We start from the raw sequence: 18,855 nt of genomic DNA on the forward strand, positions 1-18,855 counted from the left end.
GGTGGGTGGGCCCGTTATTTGCGGTGTTGGGTTGGGGGGCGCGGCGGACGGGCCCGCCGAAACGGGGGTGACCGGGGGGGCGGGGCGCCCGGGGGGCGGGGGCAGCCGGGGCCGCCGATGGCGCCGCGGCGCCGGCCCAGCTGGACGGCACGGACAGCGGCCCGATCGAACCGGCCCGGCCCGCGCTCGCCGAGACGACGCGGCCGGCGAGCTGGGCGGTGACGGGGCTGGGGGCGCCCACGCCCGGGCCGGCGGTGGACGCCAGGACCGGATCCATGGCCGGGACGGCGCCGGCGCCGCCCAACAGCGGGTTGGTGCTGGACATCAGCTGGCCCATCACCGTGTTCATCGGTTCCATCGCGAACTGCGCGGGCGTCGAAAGCATCTGCAGCTGCGTCATCGGGTTCATCAGCTGCTGGGTCAGCGACTGGCTCAGCGCCTGGAGCAGTTCCTGGCCGAAGGAGGTGAACTGTGGGGTGGGCAGGCTCGTCAGGGTCAGGGGTGGGTTGGTGAACGGCGTCCAGGTCGCCTCGGCCGCCGTGACGCTGGCGTCGTAGGCGGTCATCGCCGCCACGTCCTGGGCCCACATCTCGGCGTACTGGGCCTCGGTCGCCGCGATCGCCGCGGTGTTCTGCCCCAGGATGTTGGTGGCGATCAGCGACATCAGCAGCGCCCGGTTGGCCGCGATCACCTCCGGGGGCACCGTCGCGGTGAACGCCACCTCGAACGCCGCGGCCGACAACCGGGTCTGGTTGGCCACCAGCTCCGCCTGCCCCGACGTCGCGGTCAGCCACTGCACGTACGGGGCGGCCGCCGAGGCCATCGTCATCGAGGCGGGGCCCTGCCAAACGCCACCGGTCAGCGTCGACACCGTCAACTCGAAGGAGCTCGCCGCGGACGCCAACTGGGCGGACAACGCGTCCCACGCCGCCGAAGCCGCCCACATCGTCCCCGAACGAGGCCCCGCATACATCCGCGCCGAATTGATTTCCGGCGGCAACAGCACGTAATCCGGCAACACCCGAGACCTCTTCTCGGCCGACCGCCTCGGCCGGTGTGACCACGGTTGCCCACCCAGAATCCACACCAGCAGCAACGGTCTCGCAAATAGCTGACGCAATTTTTAACACAATGTGACGCGCGTCGCAGGCGCTTGGCACGACTGATGGAAGCGGAGGAAAAACCGGTTTGTTTCCACCACTAGAGTGGAAGCGCGATGGTCGAGGAGAGCAGGAGCTAGTGGAGAGCGGCGGACAGTCGAACCAGGCCAACCAGACGGGGACGGCGCGGGTCAAACGCGGCATGGCCGAGATGCTCAAGGGCGGCGTCATCATGGATGTCGTCACCCCGGAGCAGGCCCGGATCGCCGAGGGCGCCGGCGCCGTCGCGGTGATGGCGCTGGAGCGGGTGCCCGCCGACATTCGCGCCCAGGGCGGCGTGTCGCGGATGAGCGACCCCGACATGATCGAGGGCATCATTTCCGCGGTCACCATCCCGGTGATGGCCAAGGCGCGGATCGGGCACTTCGTCGAGGCGCAGATCCTGCAGAGCCTCGGGGTGGACTACGTCGACGAGTCCGAGGTGCTGACCCCCGCCGACTACACCCACCACATCGACAAGTGGAAGTTCACCGTGCCGTTCGTGTGCGGTGCGACCAACCTGGGCGAGGCCCTGCGGCGCATCAGCGAGGGCGCGGCGATGATCCGGTCCAAGGGCGAGGCCGGCACCGGCGACGTCTCCAACGCGACCACCCACATGCGGGCGATCGGCGGCGAGATCCGCCGGCTGACGTCGCTGTCGGAGGACGAATTGTTCGTCGCCGCAAAGGAATTGCGCGCCCCCTACGACCTCGTCGTCGAGGTGGCCCGGGCGGGCAAGCTGCCCGTCACCCTGTTCACCGCCGGCGGCATCGCGACCCCCGCGGACGCGGCGATGATGATGCAACTGGGCGCCGAGGGCGTCTTCGTCGGCTCCGGCATCTTCAAGTCGGGCGATCCCGCCCAGCGCGCCGCCGCGATCGTCAAGGCCACCACGTTCTACGACGACCCCGACGTGCTGGCCAAGGTGTCGCGGGGTCTGGGCGAGGCGATGGTCGGCATCAACGTCGAGCAGATCGCGCAGCCCCATCGCCTGGCCGAGCGCGGCTGGTAAGCCTAGGGCTATTGGTGGCAATCGAAGAGATCCTCGATCTCGAGCAACTCGAGGTCAACATCTACCGCGGTCGGGTGTTCAGCCCGGAGTCGGGATATTTCCAGCGCACGTTCGGCGGCCACGTGGCGGGGCAGTCGCTGGTCTCGGCGGTGCGCACGGTCGACCCGCGCTACCAGGTGCACTCGTTGCACGGCTACTTCCTGCGGCCCGGAGACGCCAACGAGCCCACGGTCTTCATCGTCGAGCGCACCCGCGACGGCGGTTCGTTCGCCACCCGGCGCGTCAACGCGATTCAGCACGGCGAAATCATCTTCAGCATGGGGGCGTCCTTCCAGACCGACCAGGAGGGCATCCACCACCAGGACATCATGCCCGCCGCGCCGCCCCCCGACGGGCTGCCCGGGCTGGACTCGATCAAGGTGTTCGACGACGCGGGGTTCAAGCAGTTCGAGGAGTGGGACGTCTGCATCGTGCCGCGCGACCGGCTGCAACTGTCGCCGGGCAAGGCCTCCCAGCAGCAGGTGTGGTTCCGCCACCGGGACCCGCTGCCGGACGACCCGGTGCTGCACATCTGCGCGCTGGCCTACATGAGCGACCTCACGCTGCTGGGGTCGGCGCAGGTCAACCACCTCGACGTCCGTCAGCACCTGCAGGTGGCGTCCCTGGATCACGCGATGTGGTTCATGCGGGCCTTCCGGGCCGACGAGTGGCTGCTCTACGACCAGTCGTCGCCGTCGGCCAGCGGCGGGCGGTCGCTGTGCCAGGGCAAGATCTTCACCCAGTCGGGTGAGATGGTGGCGGCGGTGATGCAGGAGGGGCTGACCCGCTTCGACCGCGAGTTTCAGCCGACCGGGCAGTGAGCGCGCCGCGCATCGGCGTGCTGGCGCTGCAGGGCGACACCCGCGAGCACCTGGCCGCGCTGCGCGAAGCCGGCGCCGAGGCGACGCCGGTGCGGCGGCGCGCCGAGCTCGAGAAGGCCGACGGGCTGGTCATTCCCGGTGGGGAGTCCACCACCATGAGCCACCTGCTGCTCGAACTCGACCTGCTGGAGCCGTTGCGCGGCCTGCTTTCCGACGGGCTGCCCGCGTACGGCGCGTGCGCCGGGATGATCCTGCTGGCCAGCGAGATCCTGGACGCCGGCGCGGGCGGCCGGGAGGCGCTGCCGTTGCGGGCGATCGATATGACCGTGCGGCGCAACGCCTTTGGGCGGCAGGTCGACTCCTTCGAGGGTGACATACCGTTCGTCGGCCTGGACGGTCCGGTGCGCGCGGTCTTCATCCGCGCCCCCTGGGTGGAGCGGGCCGGCGCGGACGTGCAGGTGCTGGCCGAGGCGTCCGGGCACACGGTCGCGGTGCGCCAGGGCGCGAAGCTGGCGACGGCGTTTCACCCGGAGATGACCGGCGACCGCCGCGTCCATCAGCTGTTCGTCGACATCGTCAACGGCGTCGCCTGACCACCGCCTCGGCTCCTCGCGTCGGGCCAGCGCACACCCGATGCGCAGCGCCCGGGCCGTCGGGCGTCGGCGCCCACGTAGACTCGTCTGGCGAACTTTTACAAGACAGAAGAGGTAAGAGACACCGATGAGCGGCCATTCCAAGTGGGCCACCACCAAGCACCAAAAGGCCGTCAAGGACGCGCGCCGAGGCAAGGAGTTCGCCCGGCTGATCAAGAACATCGAGGTCGCCGCCCGTACCGGCGGCGGGGACCCGGCGGGCAACCCGACGCTGTACGACGCCATCCAGAAGGCGAAGAAGACCTCGGTGCCCAACGACAACATCGAGCGCGCCCGCAAGCGCGGCGCGGGCGAGGAAGCCGGCGGGGCCGACTACCAGACGATCATGTACGAGGGCTACGGACCCAACGGCGTGGCGGTGCTGATCGAGTGCCTGACCGACAACCGCAACCGCGCGGCCGGTGAGGTTCGGGTGGCGGTGACCCGCAACGGCGGCACGATGGCCGACCCCGGCTCGGTGTCGTACCTGTTCACCCGCAAGGGCGTCGTGACGCTGGAGAAGAACGGGCTCACCGAGGACGACGTGCTGATGGCGGTCCTCGACGCCGGCGCCGAGGACGTCAACGACCTCGGTGAGAGCTTCGAAATCATCTCGGAGCCAACGGATCTCGTCGCGGTGCGGACGGCGTTGCAGGACGCCGGTATCGACTACGAGTCCGCCGAGGCCAGCTTCCAGCCGTCGGTCAGCGTGCCGGTGGACGTCGACGGCGCCCGGAAGGTGTTCAAGCTCGTCGACGCGCTGGAGGACAGCGACGACGTGCAGAACGTGTGGACCAACGTCGACCTGTCCGACGAGGTGCTGGCCGCCCTCGACGAGGACTGAGCCACCCGCTAGTCGTCGATCGCAAGCGCGGCGCGCAGCGCCGGGCGAAGCGGGTCGGCGCCATCAGATCTAGTCGTATCCGTGCCGCATGTCCTCGACGATGCGGGGATTGTCCAGCGTCGACGGCTCGAGCGGGCGCGGGCGGGTGTCGTCAGGAAAGACCGTGGCGGCGTCGAGCACGTGCTGGTTGAGGAAGCGCAGCGTGGGCGCGTTGGGCGGCACGGTGGGCGTGGGCGCGCTGCCCCCGCGGCGCGCCAGCGCGAAACCCCAGTCGCCGAACGTCGGCACGTACACGTGGTAGGGCGTCGCGGCGTAGCCGGCGGTGCGGATTGACGCGACCGTCCGCCAGAACGCCGTCTGCGTGGAGAACGGGCTGCCCGCCTGCACGACCATCAGCCCGTCGGCGGCGAGCGCGCGCCCAACCAGCCCGTAGAACTCGGTCGAATACAGCCGGCCCAGGACGGGGGTGTCGGGGTCGGGCAGGTCCACGATGATCGCGTCGAAGCCCCCGGGCGGGACGACGTCGGGGTGCGGCGAGCGCAACCACCGCATCGCGTCGTCGATCACCACCTTGACCCGCGGGCTGTCCAGCGAACCGCCGTTGGCCCCGCGCATGGTGGTGCGCGCCAGCTGGATCACCGCGGGGTCGAGTTCCACCTGCACGATCCTCGTGATGCCCGGCTGGCGCAGCAGCTCGCGGGCCACCAGCCCGTCGCCGCCGCCGAGGACGAGGACCGAGCGCGCGCCCGCCCCGAGCGCGGGGTAGACCAGGCTCTCGGTGTAGCGGTACTCGTCGCGGGTGGAGAACTGCAGGCCCCCGTCCAGGTACAGGCGCATGTCGTTGCCGCGCTGGGTGACCACTATCTCCTGATAGGCCGAGTGCTGGTAGGCGATGATCGGGTCGGCGTAAAGCCGTTGGCGGCTCGTCGTCTCGATGTCGGCCGACCGCGCGAGCAGCGTGGCCAGCAGCGCGAGGGCGGCGGCCAGCGCGCACAGCGCGGTCGCCAGCTGCCGGAGCGAAAAGACGTGGCGCAGCACGAAAATGGCGACCACGGCCGCGGCCAGCAGGTTGACGATGCCGGTGGCCGCCGCGCCGCGGATCATGCCCAGCTGCGGCAGCAGCAGAAACGGCCACACCAACCCGCCCAGCAGCGCGCCGAGGTAGTCGGCCGCGTTGAGGTTGGCCAGCGTCCGGCCGGTGTCGGGGGCCTCGGAGGAGCGCCCCTGTTGCAGCATCGTCATCAGCAGCGGCACCTCGGCGCCGACCAGCCCCCCGATCAGGGCCGTGCCCAACGCCAGCATCCACATCGACTCGTCGTCGATGAACGCGAACACCGTGTACAGCGCCGCCGCGGACAGGCCGCCGACGATGCTGAGCAGCACCTCGACCGCGATGAACGTGACGGCCGCGTGCGCCAGGAGCGGCTTGACCACCAGGGCGCCCACCCCGAGCGCGGCGATGTAGCCGGCGACGATCAGTGAGGTGGCGACGATGCCGCCGCCGTTGAGGCTCGCCGCCAGCGTCAGCAGCGCGAGTTCGTAGATGATGCCGGACGCCGCGCACGCCGCGACGGCGGCCAACAGCACGGCCCGCCACCGCCCCGAGAACGCCGTCGATCCGACCGGCGCCGGCGCGCGGCTGTCCGTGGCGGTCATGAGATGGCGGCGGCGATCACTCCTCCGACCGCCACCAGCATGGTCGCAGTGGCGAACGCGGCCGGGTGCAGCTCCGGCTCGTCGACGTGCTCGCGAAACTTGCCCGGGACCGCGATCTGCAGGATCAACAGCGCCCCGCCCTGCAACAGCACGCCCACCAACCCGTACACCGCCACGCCCACGAGTCCCTGCCCCAGCTGGCTGTAGCTGCTCGCGATCGCGCTGATGATGACGATGGCGAGCGCGATGTACATGGCCGACGCGAGAACCACGGCGTTGGGCCGCTTGTCGATGAACACCAGCTGGCGCAGGTTGCCGGGCGTGAGGACGTCCACCATCAGGAAGCCGGCGATCAGGACGACGACGCCGACCGCGAAGTACAGCACGACGGCGACCACGCCCTGGGTGATGGTGCTGAAGTTGGTGGCTCCGAAATCGAGCGCGAGGTACATGGTTGTCTCCTTTGCAATACCGGCTGGGTCACTTAACTCCGCCCGGGCCACCCGGACTGCCCCCCGCGCCGCCCGAGGGGGAGCCGGGTGTGAATCCGGGGCCGAGAAAGATGAAGGCGCCGTGGCTGTATCCGCCGCTGAGCCCTTCCAGGCGGATGCTGCACGGGTGATTGCCGTCCGGCCCGATCGTCACGATGTTGTTGCTGTAGCGCAGGTATTCGTTGTCGCCGTTGGCGGCGCGCGCCTGCGGGGCCTGATACTCCGCGAGCGTGTCGGCCACGTCGTCGGCCGATCCGCTGCATTCGTAACGTGTCCCGTTCGCGTCGTGGGCGTACTCGTGATAGTGGCTGGCGATGTAGGACCCAATGTTCTTGTTCAGCAACATGATTCCGGGCACCAGGCAGGCGATGGCGGCGACGGCCAGCACGCCGGCGATCACGAACAGGCGGTTGCGGCTCACGGATGCCACCGACTGGTGGTGTGCACGACCATCCCGCCGCTGCCGGCCGGATACAGGTGCCAGGTGCGCCAGTGCCAGCCGGCGCCGTCGGGTTCGGCGGCCGCGGCGGCCAGCGCGGCGTCGTCGCCGGGGAAAGAGCCACCGAGCCAACCCTTTTCCCGCGCGCAGCGGTCACGCAGGTCGCGCGCCATGCGGCGGAAGGTGCCCTCGTCGTACGTGTCGACGTGGGATTCCAGGACATAGCCGGGCGCGGCGGTGCGCTCCGGCAGATCGACGCCGAGCCCGCGCGCGGTGCAGGAAACCTCCTCGGAGAACCGGCCCGCGGCGTGCTCGACCGTGACGACGTGCGACGCGCCGAGCACGCCGAGCAGCAGCGCCCCGCCGTCGGGGTGGCCCAGCAGACAGGTCGCCAGCGGCGGCGGCGCGGGCGCGTTGAGGGCGAGCCCGAGCTTCTGCCCGGACACGTCCGAAGGGGCCACGGCGAGCTGATGAAACGGCACCGACGCGTTCCTAGGGGGAGGAGGGCGGGGGCGCCGGATACACGGTCAGCTCGCCGGTCAGCACGGGCTTGCCGGTGGAGACCTCCCACGGCATGCCCGGCGCCCAGCGCTCGAACGACAGCAGCACGGACTCGTCGGCGTTGGCGCAGTCGACGAACTCCATCTCGCCGCCCGCCGGCAGGCCCGTGGTGCCCTCGGTGGTGAACGAGGCGCGACCGCGCTCGGATTCGTGGAACGTCACCCCGTCGACGACGTACTGCTCGCCCGGCTGCAGTGTGACGTCCTTGCGGCTGACCCACATCGCCAGCTTGAGGCGCCCGTCGTCCTCTTCGACGCTGAACCAGATCGGCTGGTCGCCGCCCTCCAGCAAGTGTTCCCACCACACGAACGGGCCCTCGCGGTAGGTCACCGACCCGCGCACCACGTAGTCGATCCCGCCGTAGCTGACGATGGCGCCGGGGCCGAGCTGGCGCGGGCCGAATTCCGGCATCGCGTTGAAAGAGAGGGGATCCTGGCGGCCGCGCGGCGGGCCCGGTTGCTTGGGGCGCCGCAAAGCGATGATCAGCACCACGATGGACGCGATGAACAGCACGATCGCGATAATGACCAGCAGTGATCCCACGCGAAACCTTCCGTTGCCACATGGCTTGAGCGAACGTGGGCTAAAGCTAACAGCTTTTGGGCCGGTTCGGCGTTGCAACGTGCCTTGCAACGTGCCGAGCGGGAATTGGCGGCGCCGCCGCGTGTCGTCCGCGGGGCCGTCGGTCCCGGCCGCTAGGGTATCGAACAGCTGTTCTACAGGTGGGAGCGGGCAATGCGCGTATTGGGCGTCGACCCCGGGCTGACCCGATGCGGGCTGTCGGTGGTGGAAAGCGGGCGCGGGCGCAGCGTGGTCGCACTCGACGTCGACGTGGTGCGCACCCCGTCGGATGCGCCGCTGGCCAAGCGGCTGCTGGCCATCAGCGACGCCGTCGAGCATTGGCTGGCCACGCACCAACCGGACGTGGTGGCCATCGAGCGGGTGTTCTCCCAACTGAACGTGACGACGGTGATGGGCACCGCGCAGGCCGGCGGCGTGGTGGCGCTGGCGGCGGCCAAGCGCGGCATCGACGTGCACTTCCACACCCCCAGCGAGGTCAAGGCCGCGGTGACCGGCAACGGCGCCGCCGACAAGGCGCAGGTCACCGCCATGGTCACCAAAATCCTTGCGCTGCAAGCCAAGCCGACACCGGCCGACGCCGCCGACGCGCTGGCCCTGGCGATCTGTCACTGCTGGCGGGCGCCGATGATGGCCCGGATGGCCGCGGCCGAGGCGCTGGCCGAACAGCAGCGGCACAAGTATCTGGCCAAGCTGAAGGCGGCGCGATGATCGCCTCGGTGCGCGGTGAGGTGCTTGAGGTGGCGCTCGATCACGCGGTGATCGAGGCGGCGGGCGTCGGGTACCGGGTGAACGCGACACCGTCGACGCTGGCGACCCTGCGCACCGGCAGCGAGGCGCGGCTGATCACCGCGATGGTGGTCCGCGAGGACTCGATGACGCTGTACGGGTTCACCGACACCGACACCCGCGACCTGTTTCTCACGCTGCTGACGGTGTCGGGCGTGGGCCCCCGGCTGGCGATGGCGACGCTGGCGGTTCACGACGCGTCGGCGCTGCGCCAGGTGCTGCACGACAGCGACGTGGCCGCGCTGACCCGGGTGCCCGGGATCGGCAAACGCGGCGCCGAGCGGATGGTGCTCGAGCTGCGGGACAAGGTCGGTGCGGCGGGTGCGACCGGGGGCGCACCCGTGGTGAACGGGCACGCGGTGCGCGGTCCGGTGGTGGAGGCGCTGGTCGGCCTGGGCTTCGCCGTCAAGCAGGCCGAGGAGGCCACCGACAAGGTGCTGGCCGCCGAACAGGACACGACGACGTCCGGCGCGCTGCGCGCCGCCCTGTCGCTGCTGGGTAAGTCCCGATGACCGGCCCCGACGACTACGCCGACCGCGAGCTGTCCCCGGCGCTGGCCGTCGGGGAGGGCGACATCGACGTCAGCCTGCGCCCGCGGTCGTTGCGCGAGTTCATCGGCCAACCCCGCGTCCGCGAACAGCTGCAGCTGGTGATCGAGGGGGCCAAGAACCGCGGCGGCACACCGGATCACATCCTGCTGTCGGGCCCGCCGGGGCTGGGCAAGACGTCGCTGGCCATGATCATCGCCGCCGAGCTCGGCTCGTCGCTGCGGGTGACGTCCGGTCCGGCGCTGGAACGCGCAGGCGACCTGGCCGCCATGCTGTCCAACCTGGTCGAGCACGACGTGCTGTTCATCGACGAGATTCACCGCATCGCGCGGCCCGCCGAGGAGATGCTCTACCTGGCGATGGAGGACTTCCGGGTCGACGTGGTGGTCGGCAAGGGTCCGGGGGCGACGTCCATCCCCCTCGAGGTGGCGCCCTTCACCCTGGTCGGCGCGACCACCCGCTCCGGCGCGCTGACCGGCCCGCTGCGCGACCGGTTCGGCTTCACCGCGCACATGGACTTCTACGAGCCCGACGAGCTGGAGCGGGTGCTGGCCCGGTCCGCGGGCATCCTCGGCATCGAGCTCGGGGCCGAGGCGGCCGAGGAGATCGCCCGGCGCTCGCGCGGGACGCCGCGCATCGCCAACCGGCTGCTGCGCCGGGTCCGCGACTTCGCGGAGGTGCGGGCCGACGGGGTGATCACCCGCGACGTGGCCAAATCCGCGCTGGCGGTCTACGACGTCGACGAACTGGGCCTGGACCGGCTGGACCGGGCCGTGCTGTCGGCGCTGACCCGCAGCTTCGGCGGCGGCCCGGTCGGCGTATCGACGCTGGCGGTGGCCGTGGGTGAGGAGGCCACCACCGTCGAGGAGGTGTGCGAGCCGTTCCTGGTGCGCGCCGGGATGGTCGCGCGCACACCGCGCGGCCGCGTGGCGACCGCGCAGGCGTGGACGCACCTCGGCATGAGCCCCCCGGCGGGGGCCGTCGGCCTGGGTCAACCCGGCCTGTTCGACTAGCGGCGAGCCGTCGCGGCCAAATCGTGACCTTTGAGCCGTCCTCGCGGTCGGTTATTCGTCGGCGCCCTCGGGTAACCAAGCTCACAGCAGCGATACCTAAGGAGATTCTGATGACGACCAGGCGCTACGACTATGACCGCCCTCGAGCGCTGTACATGCCGCGTTCCCGCGGCGCGCTGACCGGGCTACTGCTGATTCTCTTGGGCGCCTGGGGCGCCCTGGTGCCCTTCTTCGGGCCCAATATCGACTGGGCCTACATGTCTGACCCGGCATGGACGTGGACCACGGCCAAGGGTTGGCTCGAGGTGCTCCCGGGGGCCGCGACGGCCCTGGGTGGCCTGCTGGTGCTCCTGTCCGGCAACCGCGCCAGCGCCGTGCTCGGCGGCTGGTTGGCGGTCGCGGGCGGCGCCTGGTTCGTGGTCGGTCGCGCGTTCGCGTCGACCCTGGGCATCGGGGACGTCGGTTCGCCGGTGGCGTCGACGGACCTGAAGCGAGCCCTGCTCGAGGTCACCTACTTCACCGGGCTGGGCGCCCTGATCGTGTTCCTGGGCGGGGCCGCCGTTGCGCGCGTGGCCGTGCGGCATGCGCGTGACGTCGTGGCGCGGGAACCCGCGGTGGCGGCCGCGCCTGCGGGCGAACCGGCGATGTACGACGAAACACGCGGACCGGTCGCGGCGCGGACCGACCGGGTGGCGGCCGAGCCCGAGGCGGGGGAACGCACCGGGCGTGGCCTGTTCGGTCGGCGCACCGGCGGCGGCCTGTTCCACCGCCACCACGCCGGCGTCTAGTCGGTAACGCCTACGGCGGGAGGCGCCGGTAGCCCATGGCTACCGGCGCCATTTCGCGTCGGGGGCGTCCGGGCGCCCGCGGGTGGGTAAAGTCACCCGCGCCGAGACGCAGGCCTCGAACCGCGAGGAGGAGCGATGATCACTGCCGGGCTGGTATTCGCCGCGCTGGCGGCTTTACTGCACGTCTACATCTTTGTGATGGAATCGTTGACCTGGACCTCGCCACGCACCCGGGCCACGTTCGGCACGACGGCCGAGGAGGCCGAGACCACCAAGCTGCTCGCCTTCAACCAGGGGTTCTACAACCTGTTCCTGGCGGTGGTCACCGGCGTGGGCATCGTCGCGATTGCCTTGCGCCACAACGCCGTTGGTGCGGCGCTGATTTTCGCCGGCGTCGGTTCCATGGCGGCGGCCGCGGTGGTATTGCTGCTGTCGGCCCGCGACAAAGCGCGGGCCGCGGTCACGCAGGGCGCCTTCCCGGCCATCGCGATCGTGCTGCTGCTGATCGGACTTCAGCAGTAACACCAGTCTCACCAGCCACAAGGGCCGCGGGGGGCGGTGCTTCGGGGCGGCCCTGGGTTACATGCGCAACCCGCCGGGTACCCACCCCGGGCCGGAAACAGGCCCGGTATTCAACGAGGGGAAATCATGAAATACGCAGAAGACGGCCAGACCCGCGGGCTGAGCATGCCGCGTTCGCGTGGCGCGGTCAGCGGATTGCTCCTGGTCATTTTGGGAGCTTGGGGGGCGTTAATACCGTTTGTCGGCCCGCGCTTCAATTTCGCGTACACGCCCGACCGGGAGTGGGCGTGGAGCACGGCTCGGGGGTGGCTCGAGGTCCTGCCGGGAGCGGTGACCGTGCTGGGCGGTCTCTTGCTGATCGTCGCCGGGAACCGCGTGGCGGCGATGCTGGGCGGTTGGCTGGCGGTGTTGGCCGGCGCCTGGTTCGTCGTGGGCGGTCAGTTCGCGCCGGTGCTGGGCATCGGCTCCGCCGGTGACCCGGTCGCCGCCACCGACCGCAAGCGCGCGGTTCTCGAGGTCACTTATTTCTCCGGACTGGGCGCGCTGATCATCTTCGTGGGTGGTGTGGTGCTGGCCCGCACGGCCGTGCGCCTGGCGCGCGACGTCCGGCCGCTGGCGCCGGCGGAAGCCGCGCCGGCCGTCGAGCCGTACCGGGAATCGGCCTACGAGCCCGCCGAGGTTTCCTCGAGCGCGCTGACCAAGCCGCGCACCGCTTCCGACCCGCAGCCGAAGCGGGGATGGCGTCGGGAGCGCTCGACGTCGGGCGCCAACGCCGCGTACCTGCGCTGGCCGCATCCTCAGCAATAACTCGCACACACAAAAGCAATCGCCCGGTCCCCGTGGGGACCGGGCGATTGCTTTTCCGCGCTTACAGCAGTCCGAGCAACTGCAGGTCGGTGATGTACTTGACGATGACCGGCGCCGAGACATGTGGAATGTCTTTGTCGGGGCCGATTTTCGCCTCCTGCACCGCGGCGCGGAAGCGGTCGGTCGGTGCCATCGAACCGTTGATCGGCTTCTCGGGTTCCTGGTAGTTGTGCAGCAGCGGCAGCAGCGAGTACTGGCGCTGCCGCTCGGGCAGGCCGCGCATCGTGCCCTCGAACCGCCGCAGCCATTCGCCGTAGTCGGCGATGCGCTGGATCCCGTAGCCGGCTTCGATCAACCAGTCGACGTACTCGTCGAGACCGATGCCGTCGTCGTACGGGTTCATCACGTGGTACGTCTGGAACCCGTCGCCTTGAGGGACATCGTCGAGCACCTGCGTCCCCAGCGTCGAGATCGCGGCGGCGATGAACTCGACCGGCAGGCCGTCGTAGTGCGACCGCTGGCGGTTGCCGTCGGCGTCCAGCTCGTAGAACGAACCGGGCGCGACACCGGTGGCCACCAGGCTCAGCATCAACCGGGTGAACATGTCCGGCAGGTTGAGCTGTCCGGCATAGGTGGTGTCGGCCAGGATCATGTCGCACCGGAACACCGCGACGGGTAGGCCGCACAGGTCGTGCGCCTCGCGCAGCAGCACCTCGCCGGCCCACTTGCTGTTGCCGTAGCCGTTGGCGTAGTTGTCGTTGATCGCGCGGGTGGCGCTGATCTGCCGGATGTCGGCGTCCTCGACGAATTGACCGGGCTTGATCTGGTCACCGACGCCGATCGTCGACACGTAGGTATACGGCTTCAGCTTGGTGGTGAGCGCGATCCGGATCAGTTCGGCGGTGCCCAGCGCGTTGGGACCGAACAGCTCGCTGTACGGCAGCACGTGATTGACCAGGGCCGCCGGGTCGACGATCAGGTCGACGGTGTCGGCCAGCCGCTGCCAGGTCTGCTGGTCGAGGCCGAGGTTGGCCTCGCCCTTGTCCCCGGCGATGACCTCCAGGTGGTCGGCGGCCAGTTCCTGGTAGTGCGCCAGCAACTTCGGGTCGCCGCTGTCGAAGGTGTTGTCCAGCCGGGCGCGCGCCTCCTCGTCGGACTTGGCCCGCACCAGGGCGATCACCTTGCCGTCGACCATGTCCATGCGCTCGAGCCATTCCAGCGCGAGGTAGCGGCCCAGGAAGCCGGTCGCGCCGGTCAGCAGCACCGTGCGCACCTCGGCGGCGGGCCCGGGCAGGCCGGGTGCCGCGGCCAGCGTCTCGGCCTCGAGGAACTTGTCCAGCGTGAGGTCGGCCGCGTGCACCTCGGTCGCCCCGCGTCCGTGCACGGCGGCGAAGGTGGGGCGCTTGGTGCCCTGGCGCTCGCCCTCGATGTAGTTGGCGATGGCCTGTAGGTCGCTGGCCGGACTGACGATCACGCCGACCGGGACGTCGATGTCGAAGATCTCGCGCAGCAGGTTCCCAAACGTCAACGCCGACAACGAGTCTCCACCCAGATCGGTGAAATGCGCGTCCGGGGTCAGCTCGGTGCTCGCCGTGCCCAGCATGGCCGCGGCGGCCCGTGTCACGGTTTGCAGCACGGGCGCGTTCGCGCCGTTGCGCCGCAGCTCGGCCAGCTCGTTGGCCTGGCCCTCGGCCAGGTCGGCGTAGAGCCGCTCGAGCCGCTCGCCGTAGTGCTGCTTGAGCTTCGGCCACGCCAGCTTGCGGATCCCGGTCAGCAGGCCGTTCTCCAGGCTGAACGGGGTGGTCTCGATGATGAAGTCGCGCGGCACCTCGTAGGACTGCAGCCCGGCCTGACGCGCGACGTGCTGCAGCGAGTCGGCGATCCTGGGCTTCAGCGACTCCAGGTCGCCGCCGGCCAGGGCCTCCTCGGTCGGCACCACGACGGCCAGCAGGTAGGGCTGCGCGCTGTTGCCGTAGACGTAGATCTGGCGCACCAGCGGGCTGTTGCCGAACTCGGCCTCCAGCTTGGCCAGGGTGACGAACTCGCCCTGCGCCAGCTTCAGCACGTTGTTGCGGCGGTCGACGTACACCAGCTTGTCGGGCGCGATCTCGGCGAAGACGTCGCCGGTCCGGTAGTAGCCGTCCTCGTCGAATACGTTCGCGGTGGTCTCGGCCCGCTTGTAGTAGCCGGGGAACATGTTCTCGGTCCGCAGCAGCAGCTCACCGCGCGGGTACGGCCGGTCAGTGCTGAAGTAACCCAGGTCCGGCACGTCGACGAGCTTGTAGTCGACGACCGGCGGGCGCTGAATCACGCCGTCGAACAACACCATTCCGGCCTCGGTCGACCCGTAGCCGTCCATCAGGTGCATCTCGAGCAGGGACTCGACCCAGCTGCGCAACTCCGGGGAGGTGGGCGCGGAGCCGGTCATCGCGAAGATGAACCGCCCGCCCAGCAGGTACTGGCGCTGCTCGGCCAGCACCTCGGCCTCGACCGCCGGTCGGTCACCGCCGTCGGCCAGCCGGCGTTCCACCTGGCGCTGGAATTCGCCGAACAGGGTCTCCCAGATGCGCGGCACGAAGTTCAGCTCGGTGGGCCGCACCAGCTCGAGGTCCTCGAGCAGCGTCGAGAGGTCGCTCTTGGCCGCGAAGTAGGCGGTGCCGCCGTTGCCCAGGGTGCCGTACAGGATGCCGCGGCCCATGACGTGGCTCATCGGCATGAAGTTGAGGGTGATCGACGCGGCGCTCTCGCCGAACCAGTTCCTGCTGCCCCGGCGCCAGATCTTGGCGACGTTGCTCTGTGGGTACATCGCGCCCTTGGGCGCGCCGGTGCTGCCGGAGGTGTAGATCAACAGGGCCAGCGGGTCGGCTTCGTCGCTGGTCGGCAGCGGCGCGTCGGGCAGCGCCCCGCCGCGCTCGAGCACCTCGGCCAGCGTCTCGACGGCCACGCCGGCGTCCGCCAGCCGGGCGCGCGCGCTCGCCACGGCCTCGCGCTCGTCGTCGACCTGCCGGTGGTGGTCGAACACCAGCAGCTTGGCGGGCCGGTGCCCGCTCAGGATGAGCTCGACGGCGTCGGGCAGCTGGTTCGCGCTCGCCGCGATCACGGTGGGCTCGGTCTCGGTCACGATCGGCTGCAGGGACGTCAGCGACGCGCTGGTCTGCAGCGGAACCGACACCGCGCTGATGGTGGCCAGCGCCATGTCGATGGTGGCGTAGTCAAGGCTGTTGAAGCCCAGCACGCAGACCCGGTCACCGACGCGGACCTCGTCGTTGGCCCAGGCCCGCCCGAGCGCGGCCACCCGGTCGCCGAGCTGTCCGTAGGTGATGGTCTCGAAGCGGGGGAGCAGCTCCAGCCGGGTGCGCCCGCTCGCCGGGTCCGTGACGAACTCCACCGCGCGGTGCGCCAGCGCGGGACGGTCGGCGTAGCCGTCGAGCACGGTCCGGATGACCTGGGGGAGCCGAAGGCCGGGCTGTTCGAGCGCCGCTTCGATCGCCGGGTTGGGGCGGGCGGCGGCGAACTGCGGGTCGGTGGCGGTGAGGTCCTCGATACGGCGGTCGAGCCGCTCGTCGGTGTTGATGGTCGACATAAGCAATTCCCTTGCAATGAAAGTTATTAGTCAGTTTGGCGACGATGCGCTGACGTTTAAAACGTTAGCTAAAGTAACGTTATTCCACCATGAGTCCGCCGCGCCGAAGGTGTGAGATTGCCCACCCGGGCCGGTCGAGCCCCGGGTCTTACACTTCGCGAAGCAGCCGGCCGAGAATGTCGAGCCCCTCGTTCAGCAGGTCGTCGCTGATGGTCAGCGGCGGCAGCAGCCGGATGATGTTGCCGAACATGCCGCAGGTCAACACCACCACTCCCGCCGAGTGCGCCGCGGTGGACAGCCTTTGCGTCAGTTCCGCGTCGGGCTCGGCGGTTCCCGACTTCACCAGCTCGATGGCGATCATGGCGCCCCGACCGCGCACATCGCCGATCCGGTCATCACCGGCCTGCAGACGCAACAACGGTTCGGTTATCAGCCGTTCCAGCTGTCGCGCCCGCTCGATCAGTCCGTCACTTTCGATCGTGGTGATGGTGGCCAGTGCTGCGGCACAAGCGATTGGGTTACCGCCGAATGTGCCGCCCAAACCGCCGACGTGCGATGCGTCCATGATTTCCGCGCGGCCGGTGACCGCCGACAGCGGCAGCCCGTCGGCGATGCCCTTGGCGGTGCAGATCAGGTCGGGCTCGATGCCGTCGTGCTCGCAGGCGAACATTGCGCCGGTGCGGGCGAATCCGGTCTGCACCTCGTCGGCGATGAACACCACGTCGTTGTTCCGGCACCAGTCGAGCAGGGCGGGCAGGAAGCCCTGGGCGGGCACGATGAATCCACCCTCGCCGGCGATGGGTTCGATGATGACGGCGGCGAGGCTGTCGGCGCCGACCTGGCTCTCGATCACGTCGATCGCCCGGGCGGCGGCCTTCTCCCCGTCGGTGGCGAGCTCCTTGTCCACCAGGCCGTCCCGGTAGGGATAGGACACCGGGGCCCGGTAGACCTCCGGCGCGAACGGGCCGAAGCCGCTCTTGTACGGCTTGGACTTGGCGGTCAACGCCATCGCCAAGTTGGTGCGGCCGTGGTAGGCGTGATTGAACGCGACGACGGCGGGCTTGCGGGTGTAGGCGCGGGCGACCTTGACGGCGTTCTCGACGGCCTCGGCGCCGGAATTGAACAGCACCGAACGCTTTTCGCCGGAGCCGGGGGTGATCCGGTTGAGCTGCTCGGCGACGGCGACGTACGGCTCGTACGGCACGACCATGAAACAGGTGTGGGTGAACTCGGCGACCTGGGTCTGGACGGCCTCCACCACCCGCGGCGAGGAATTGCCGATGGTGGTCACCGCGATGCCGGAGGCCAGGTCGATGAGCCGGTTGCCGTCGACGTCCTCGATGATGCCGCCGAAGGCGCGAGCCACGAACACCGGCAAGGACACGTTCACGCCGTGGGACACCGCCGCGGCGCGCCGCTTGGTCAGTTCCAGCGAAGCGGGACCGGGGATTTCGGTGACCAGCTGACGAGTCTGCTCGAGGCCGGCCACGATTTACTCCTCACCGCGGCGCGCCTGTCACGTCGCTCCCCAAGCCTATCCGCCCACGCGCCGACCAGCCCCTCGTGCACCGGGGCGCTCGGAGGCGACCTGCGGCAATGGCACACTGGCCGTTACGAGGTGTGCGGCCCGCGGGTCGTCCCGGCCCCAATGGCCTCCAATGCCACTACGAAAGACAGGCCCGTTCATGGAAAGTTTGATCCTGTTCCTGCCCTTCCTGCTCATCATGGGCGGGTTCATGTACTTCGCGTCGCGGCGCCAGAAGCGCGCCATGCAGGCCACCATCGAGCTGCACGAGTCGCTGCAGGCCGGCGACCGCGTGCACACCACGTCGGGCCTGGAGGCCACCGTCGTCGCGATCACGGACGACACCGTCGACCTCGAGATCGCGCCCGGGGTCGTGACCACCTGGATGAAGCTGGCCATCCGCGACCGGATCCTGCCCGACGACGAGGACCTGGCCGACGGCGACGACGCCGACGACTTGGCCGAGTCCGACTCCCAGGTGACCAAGGATTCCTGACCGCTTGCGCGAGGCGCGTCTCGGCGACACTAGGCTCTGTCCGGGGTAAGAACCGATACTCGAGGAGATAGAAGGAACGTGGCATCGTCTTCGGCGCCGGTGCACCCTGCCCGCTACCTGTCCGCTTTCCTGCTGCTGCTCGTCGGCGCCTATCTGCTGGTGTTTCTGACCGGGGACAAGCGCGCCGCCCCCAAGCTCGGCATCGACCTGCAGGGCGGTACCCGCGTCACGCTGACCGCGCGCACCCCGGACGGCTCTCGGCCCAGCCGCGACGCGCTGGCCCAGGCGCAGCAGATCATCAGCGCGCGCGTCAACGGGCTGGGCGTCTCCGGTTCGGAGGTCGTGGTCGACGGCGACAACCTGGTGATCACCGTCCCCGGGAACGACGGCAACGAGGCCCGCAACCTGGGCCAGACCGCCCGGCTGTACATCCGTCCGGTGCTGAACTCGATGCCGGCGCAGGCGGCCCAGCCCAAGCCCCCGCAGGCGCCGCCGCCGGGCCAGCCCGCGCCGGCTCAACCCGCGCCGCCGGGTGGGCGGCCGCCGGCCGAGCCGCGGCCCTACCCGCAGG

General features: G+C 70.0%; 19 protein-coding genes and 1 pseudogene. 12 read left to right on the plus strand and 8 right to left on the minus strand.

Annotated features, from left to right (window positions below; all coding sequences use genetic code 11):
• On the minus strand, nucleotides 1-1,021 hold a 1,021-nt coding region (locus tag A5730_RS22735), incomplete at its 3' end, for a PPE family protein (RefSeq protein ID WP_156745902.1).
• A gap of 218 nt (nucleotides 1,022-1,239) precedes the next feature.
• Between A5730_RS22735 and pdxS the strand changes: the two genes are divergently transcribed.
• The 4 genes from pdxS (at nucleotide 1,240) to A5730_RS22760 (ending at nucleotide 4,487) form a co-directional block, all read left to right on the plus strand.
• Nucleotides 1,240-2,151, plus strand: coding sequence for a pyridoxal 5'-phosphate synthase lyase subunit PdxS (gene pdxS, locus A5730_RS22745; RefSeq protein WP_067820578.1), 912 nt, complete (start codon nucleotides 1,240-1,242; stop codon nucleotides 2,149-2,151).
• 14 nt (nucleotides 2,152-2,165) lie between these two features.
• The gene (gene tesB / locus A5730_RS22750; protein ID WP_067905591.1) at nucleotides 2,166-3,011 is read left to right on the plus strand and encodes an acyl-CoA thioesterase II; all 846 of its coding nucleotides are present in this window, start codon (nucleotides 2,166-2,168) and stop codon (nucleotides 3,009-3,011) included.
• Nucleotides 3,008-3,604 (plus strand): pyridoxal 5'-phosphate synthase glutaminase subunit PdxT, encoded by a 597-nt coding sequence (pdxT, locus tag A5730_RS22755; RefSeq protein ID WP_067905564.1) that lies wholly within the window; start codon nucleotides 3,008-3,010, stop codon nucleotides 3,602-3,604. The genes tesB and pdxT overlap by 4 nt, the downstream gene beginning before the upstream one ends.
• A 127-nt stretch (nucleotides 3,605-3,731) precedes the next feature.
• On the plus strand, nucleotides 3,732-4,487 hold the full coding sequence (locus A5730_RS22760; protein WP_055400866.1) for a YebC/PmpR family DNA-binding transcriptional regulator: 756 nt from the start codon (nucleotides 3,732-3,734) through the stop codon (nucleotides 4,485-4,487).
• 69 nt (nucleotides 4,488-4,556) lie between these two features.
• Here A5730_RS22760 and A5730_RS22765 read toward each other — a convergent pair whose 3' ends face one another.
• The 5 genes from A5730_RS22765 to A5730_RS22785 are packed head-to-tail and all read right to left on the minus strand — an operon-like array spanning nucleotide 4,557 to nucleotide 8,177.
• Nucleotides 4,557-6,143 carry a polyamine aminopropyltransferase gene (locus tag A5730_RS22765; protein WP_067905566.1) on the minus strand — a complete coding sequence of 529 codons (1,587 nt, stop codon included), beginning with the start codon at nucleotides 6,141-6,143 and terminating at the stop codon, nucleotides 4,557-4,559.
• Nucleotides 6,140-6,595: a DUF350 domain-containing protein gene (locus A5730_RS22770; RefSeq protein WP_055400870.1), complete on the minus strand. Its 456-nt coding sequence runs from the start codon at nucleotides 6,593-6,595 to the stop codon at nucleotides 6,140-6,142. Before A5730_RS22770 ends, A5730_RS22765 begins: the two co-directional genes overlap by 4 nt.
• Before the next feature lie 28 nt (nucleotides 6,596-6,623).
• Nucleotides 6,624-7,055 (minus strand): DUF4247 domain-containing protein, encoded by a 432-nt coding sequence (locus A5730_RS22775; protein ID WP_067905568.1) that lies wholly within the window; start codon nucleotides 7,053-7,055, stop codon nucleotides 6,624-6,626.
• Nucleotides 7,052-7,555, minus strand: coding sequence for a DUF2617 family protein (locus A5730_RS22780; protein WP_067905570.1), 504 nt, complete (start codon nucleotides 7,553-7,555; stop codon nucleotides 7,052-7,054). The genes A5730_RS22775 and A5730_RS22780 overlap by 4 nt, the downstream gene beginning before the upstream one ends.
• 10 nt (nucleotides 7,556-7,565) lie before the next feature.
• Entirely contained in the window at nucleotides 7,566-8,177 is a 612-nt protein-coding gene (locus A5730_RS22785) for a DUF4178 domain-containing protein (protein ID WP_067905572.1), read from the minus strand.
• A gap of 192 nt (nucleotides 8,178-8,369) precedes the next feature.
• Between A5730_RS22785 and ruvC the strand changes: the two genes are divergently transcribed.
• The 6 genes from ruvC (at nucleotide 8,370) to A5730_RS22815 (ending at nucleotide 12,680) form a co-directional block, all read left to right on the plus strand.
• Nucleotides 8,370-8,924, plus strand: coding sequence for a crossover junction endodeoxyribonuclease RuvC (gene ruvC, locus A5730_RS22790; protein ID WP_067905574.1), 555 nt, complete (start codon nucleotides 8,370-8,372; stop codon nucleotides 8,922-8,924).
• Nucleotides 8,921-9,514, plus strand: a complete 594-nt coding sequence (gene ruvA / locus A5730_RS22795) for a Holliday junction branch migration protein RuvA (protein WP_067905576.1) — start codon at nucleotides 8,921-8,923, stop codon at nucleotides 9,512-9,514. The genes ruvC and ruvA overlap by 4 nt, the downstream gene beginning before the upstream one ends.
• Nucleotides 9,511-10,563, plus strand: coding sequence for a Holliday junction branch migration DNA helicase RuvB (gene ruvB / locus A5730_RS22800; RefSeq protein WP_055400884.1), 1,053 nt, complete (start codon nucleotides 9,511-9,513; stop codon nucleotides 10,561-10,563). Before ruvA ends, ruvB begins: the two co-directional genes overlap by 4 nt.
• A 110-nt stretch (nucleotides 10,564-10,673) precedes the next feature.
• On the plus strand, nucleotides 10,674-11,351 hold the full coding sequence (locus tag A5730_RS22805) for a hypothetical protein (protein ID WP_067905578.1): 678 nt from the start codon (nucleotides 10,674-10,676) through the stop codon (nucleotides 11,349-11,351).
• Nucleotides 11,352-11,486: 135 nt separating this feature from the next.
• The gene (locus tag A5730_RS22810) at nucleotides 11,487-11,873 is read left to right on the plus strand and encodes a DUF1304 domain-containing protein (protein WP_067905580.1); all 387 of its coding nucleotides are present in this window, start codon (nucleotides 11,487-11,489) and stop codon (nucleotides 11,871-11,873) included.
• 126 nt (nucleotides 11,874-11,999) lie between these two features.
• Nucleotides 12,000-12,680, plus strand: coding sequence for a hypothetical protein (locus A5730_RS22815; protein WP_067905582.1), 681 nt, complete (start codon nucleotides 12,000-12,002; stop codon nucleotides 12,678-12,680).
• 61 nt (nucleotides 12,681-12,741) lie between these two features.
• Here A5730_RS22815 and car read toward each other — a convergent pair whose 3' ends face one another.
• Both car and gabT read right to left on the minus strand, forming a co-directional pair.
• Nucleotides 12,742-16,263 carry a carboxylic acid reductase gene (car, locus tag A5730_RS22820; protein ID WP_067905585.1) on the minus strand — a complete coding sequence of 1,174 codons (3,522 nt, stop codon included), beginning with the start codon at nucleotides 16,261-16,263 and terminating at the stop codon, nucleotides 12,742-12,744.
• Nucleotides 16,264-16,411: 148 nt separating this feature from the next.
• Nucleotides 16,412-17,752 carry a 4-aminobutyrate--2-oxoglutarate transaminase gene (gene gabT, locus A5730_RS22825; protein WP_067905587.1) on the minus strand — a complete coding sequence of 447 codons (1,341 nt, stop codon included), beginning with the start codon at nucleotides 17,750-17,752 and terminating at the stop codon, nucleotides 16,412-16,414.
• Nucleotides 17,753-17,948: 196 nt separating this feature from the next.
• Here gabT and yajC point away from each other — a divergent pair, with 196 nt between their 5' ends.
• Together yajC and A5730_RS22835 are read left to right on the plus strand one after the other, a co-directional pair.
• Nucleotides 17,949-18,284: a preprotein translocase subunit YajC gene (gene yajC, locus A5730_RS22830; protein ID WP_067905589.1), complete on the plus strand. Its 336-nt coding sequence runs from the start codon at nucleotides 17,949-17,951 to the stop codon at nucleotides 18,282-18,284.
• A gap of 78 nt (nucleotides 18,285-18,362) precedes the next feature.
• A pseudogene (locus A5730_RS22835) lies at nucleotides 18,363-18,855 on the plus strand (protein translocase subunit SecD); the annotation flags it as partial.

Origin of the sequence: Mycobacterium sp. ACS4054 (assembly GCF_001667275.1) — a bacterium.
Taxonomy (GTDB): Bacteria; Actinomycetota; Actinomycetes; order Mycobacteriales; family Mycobacteriaceae; genus Mycobacterium.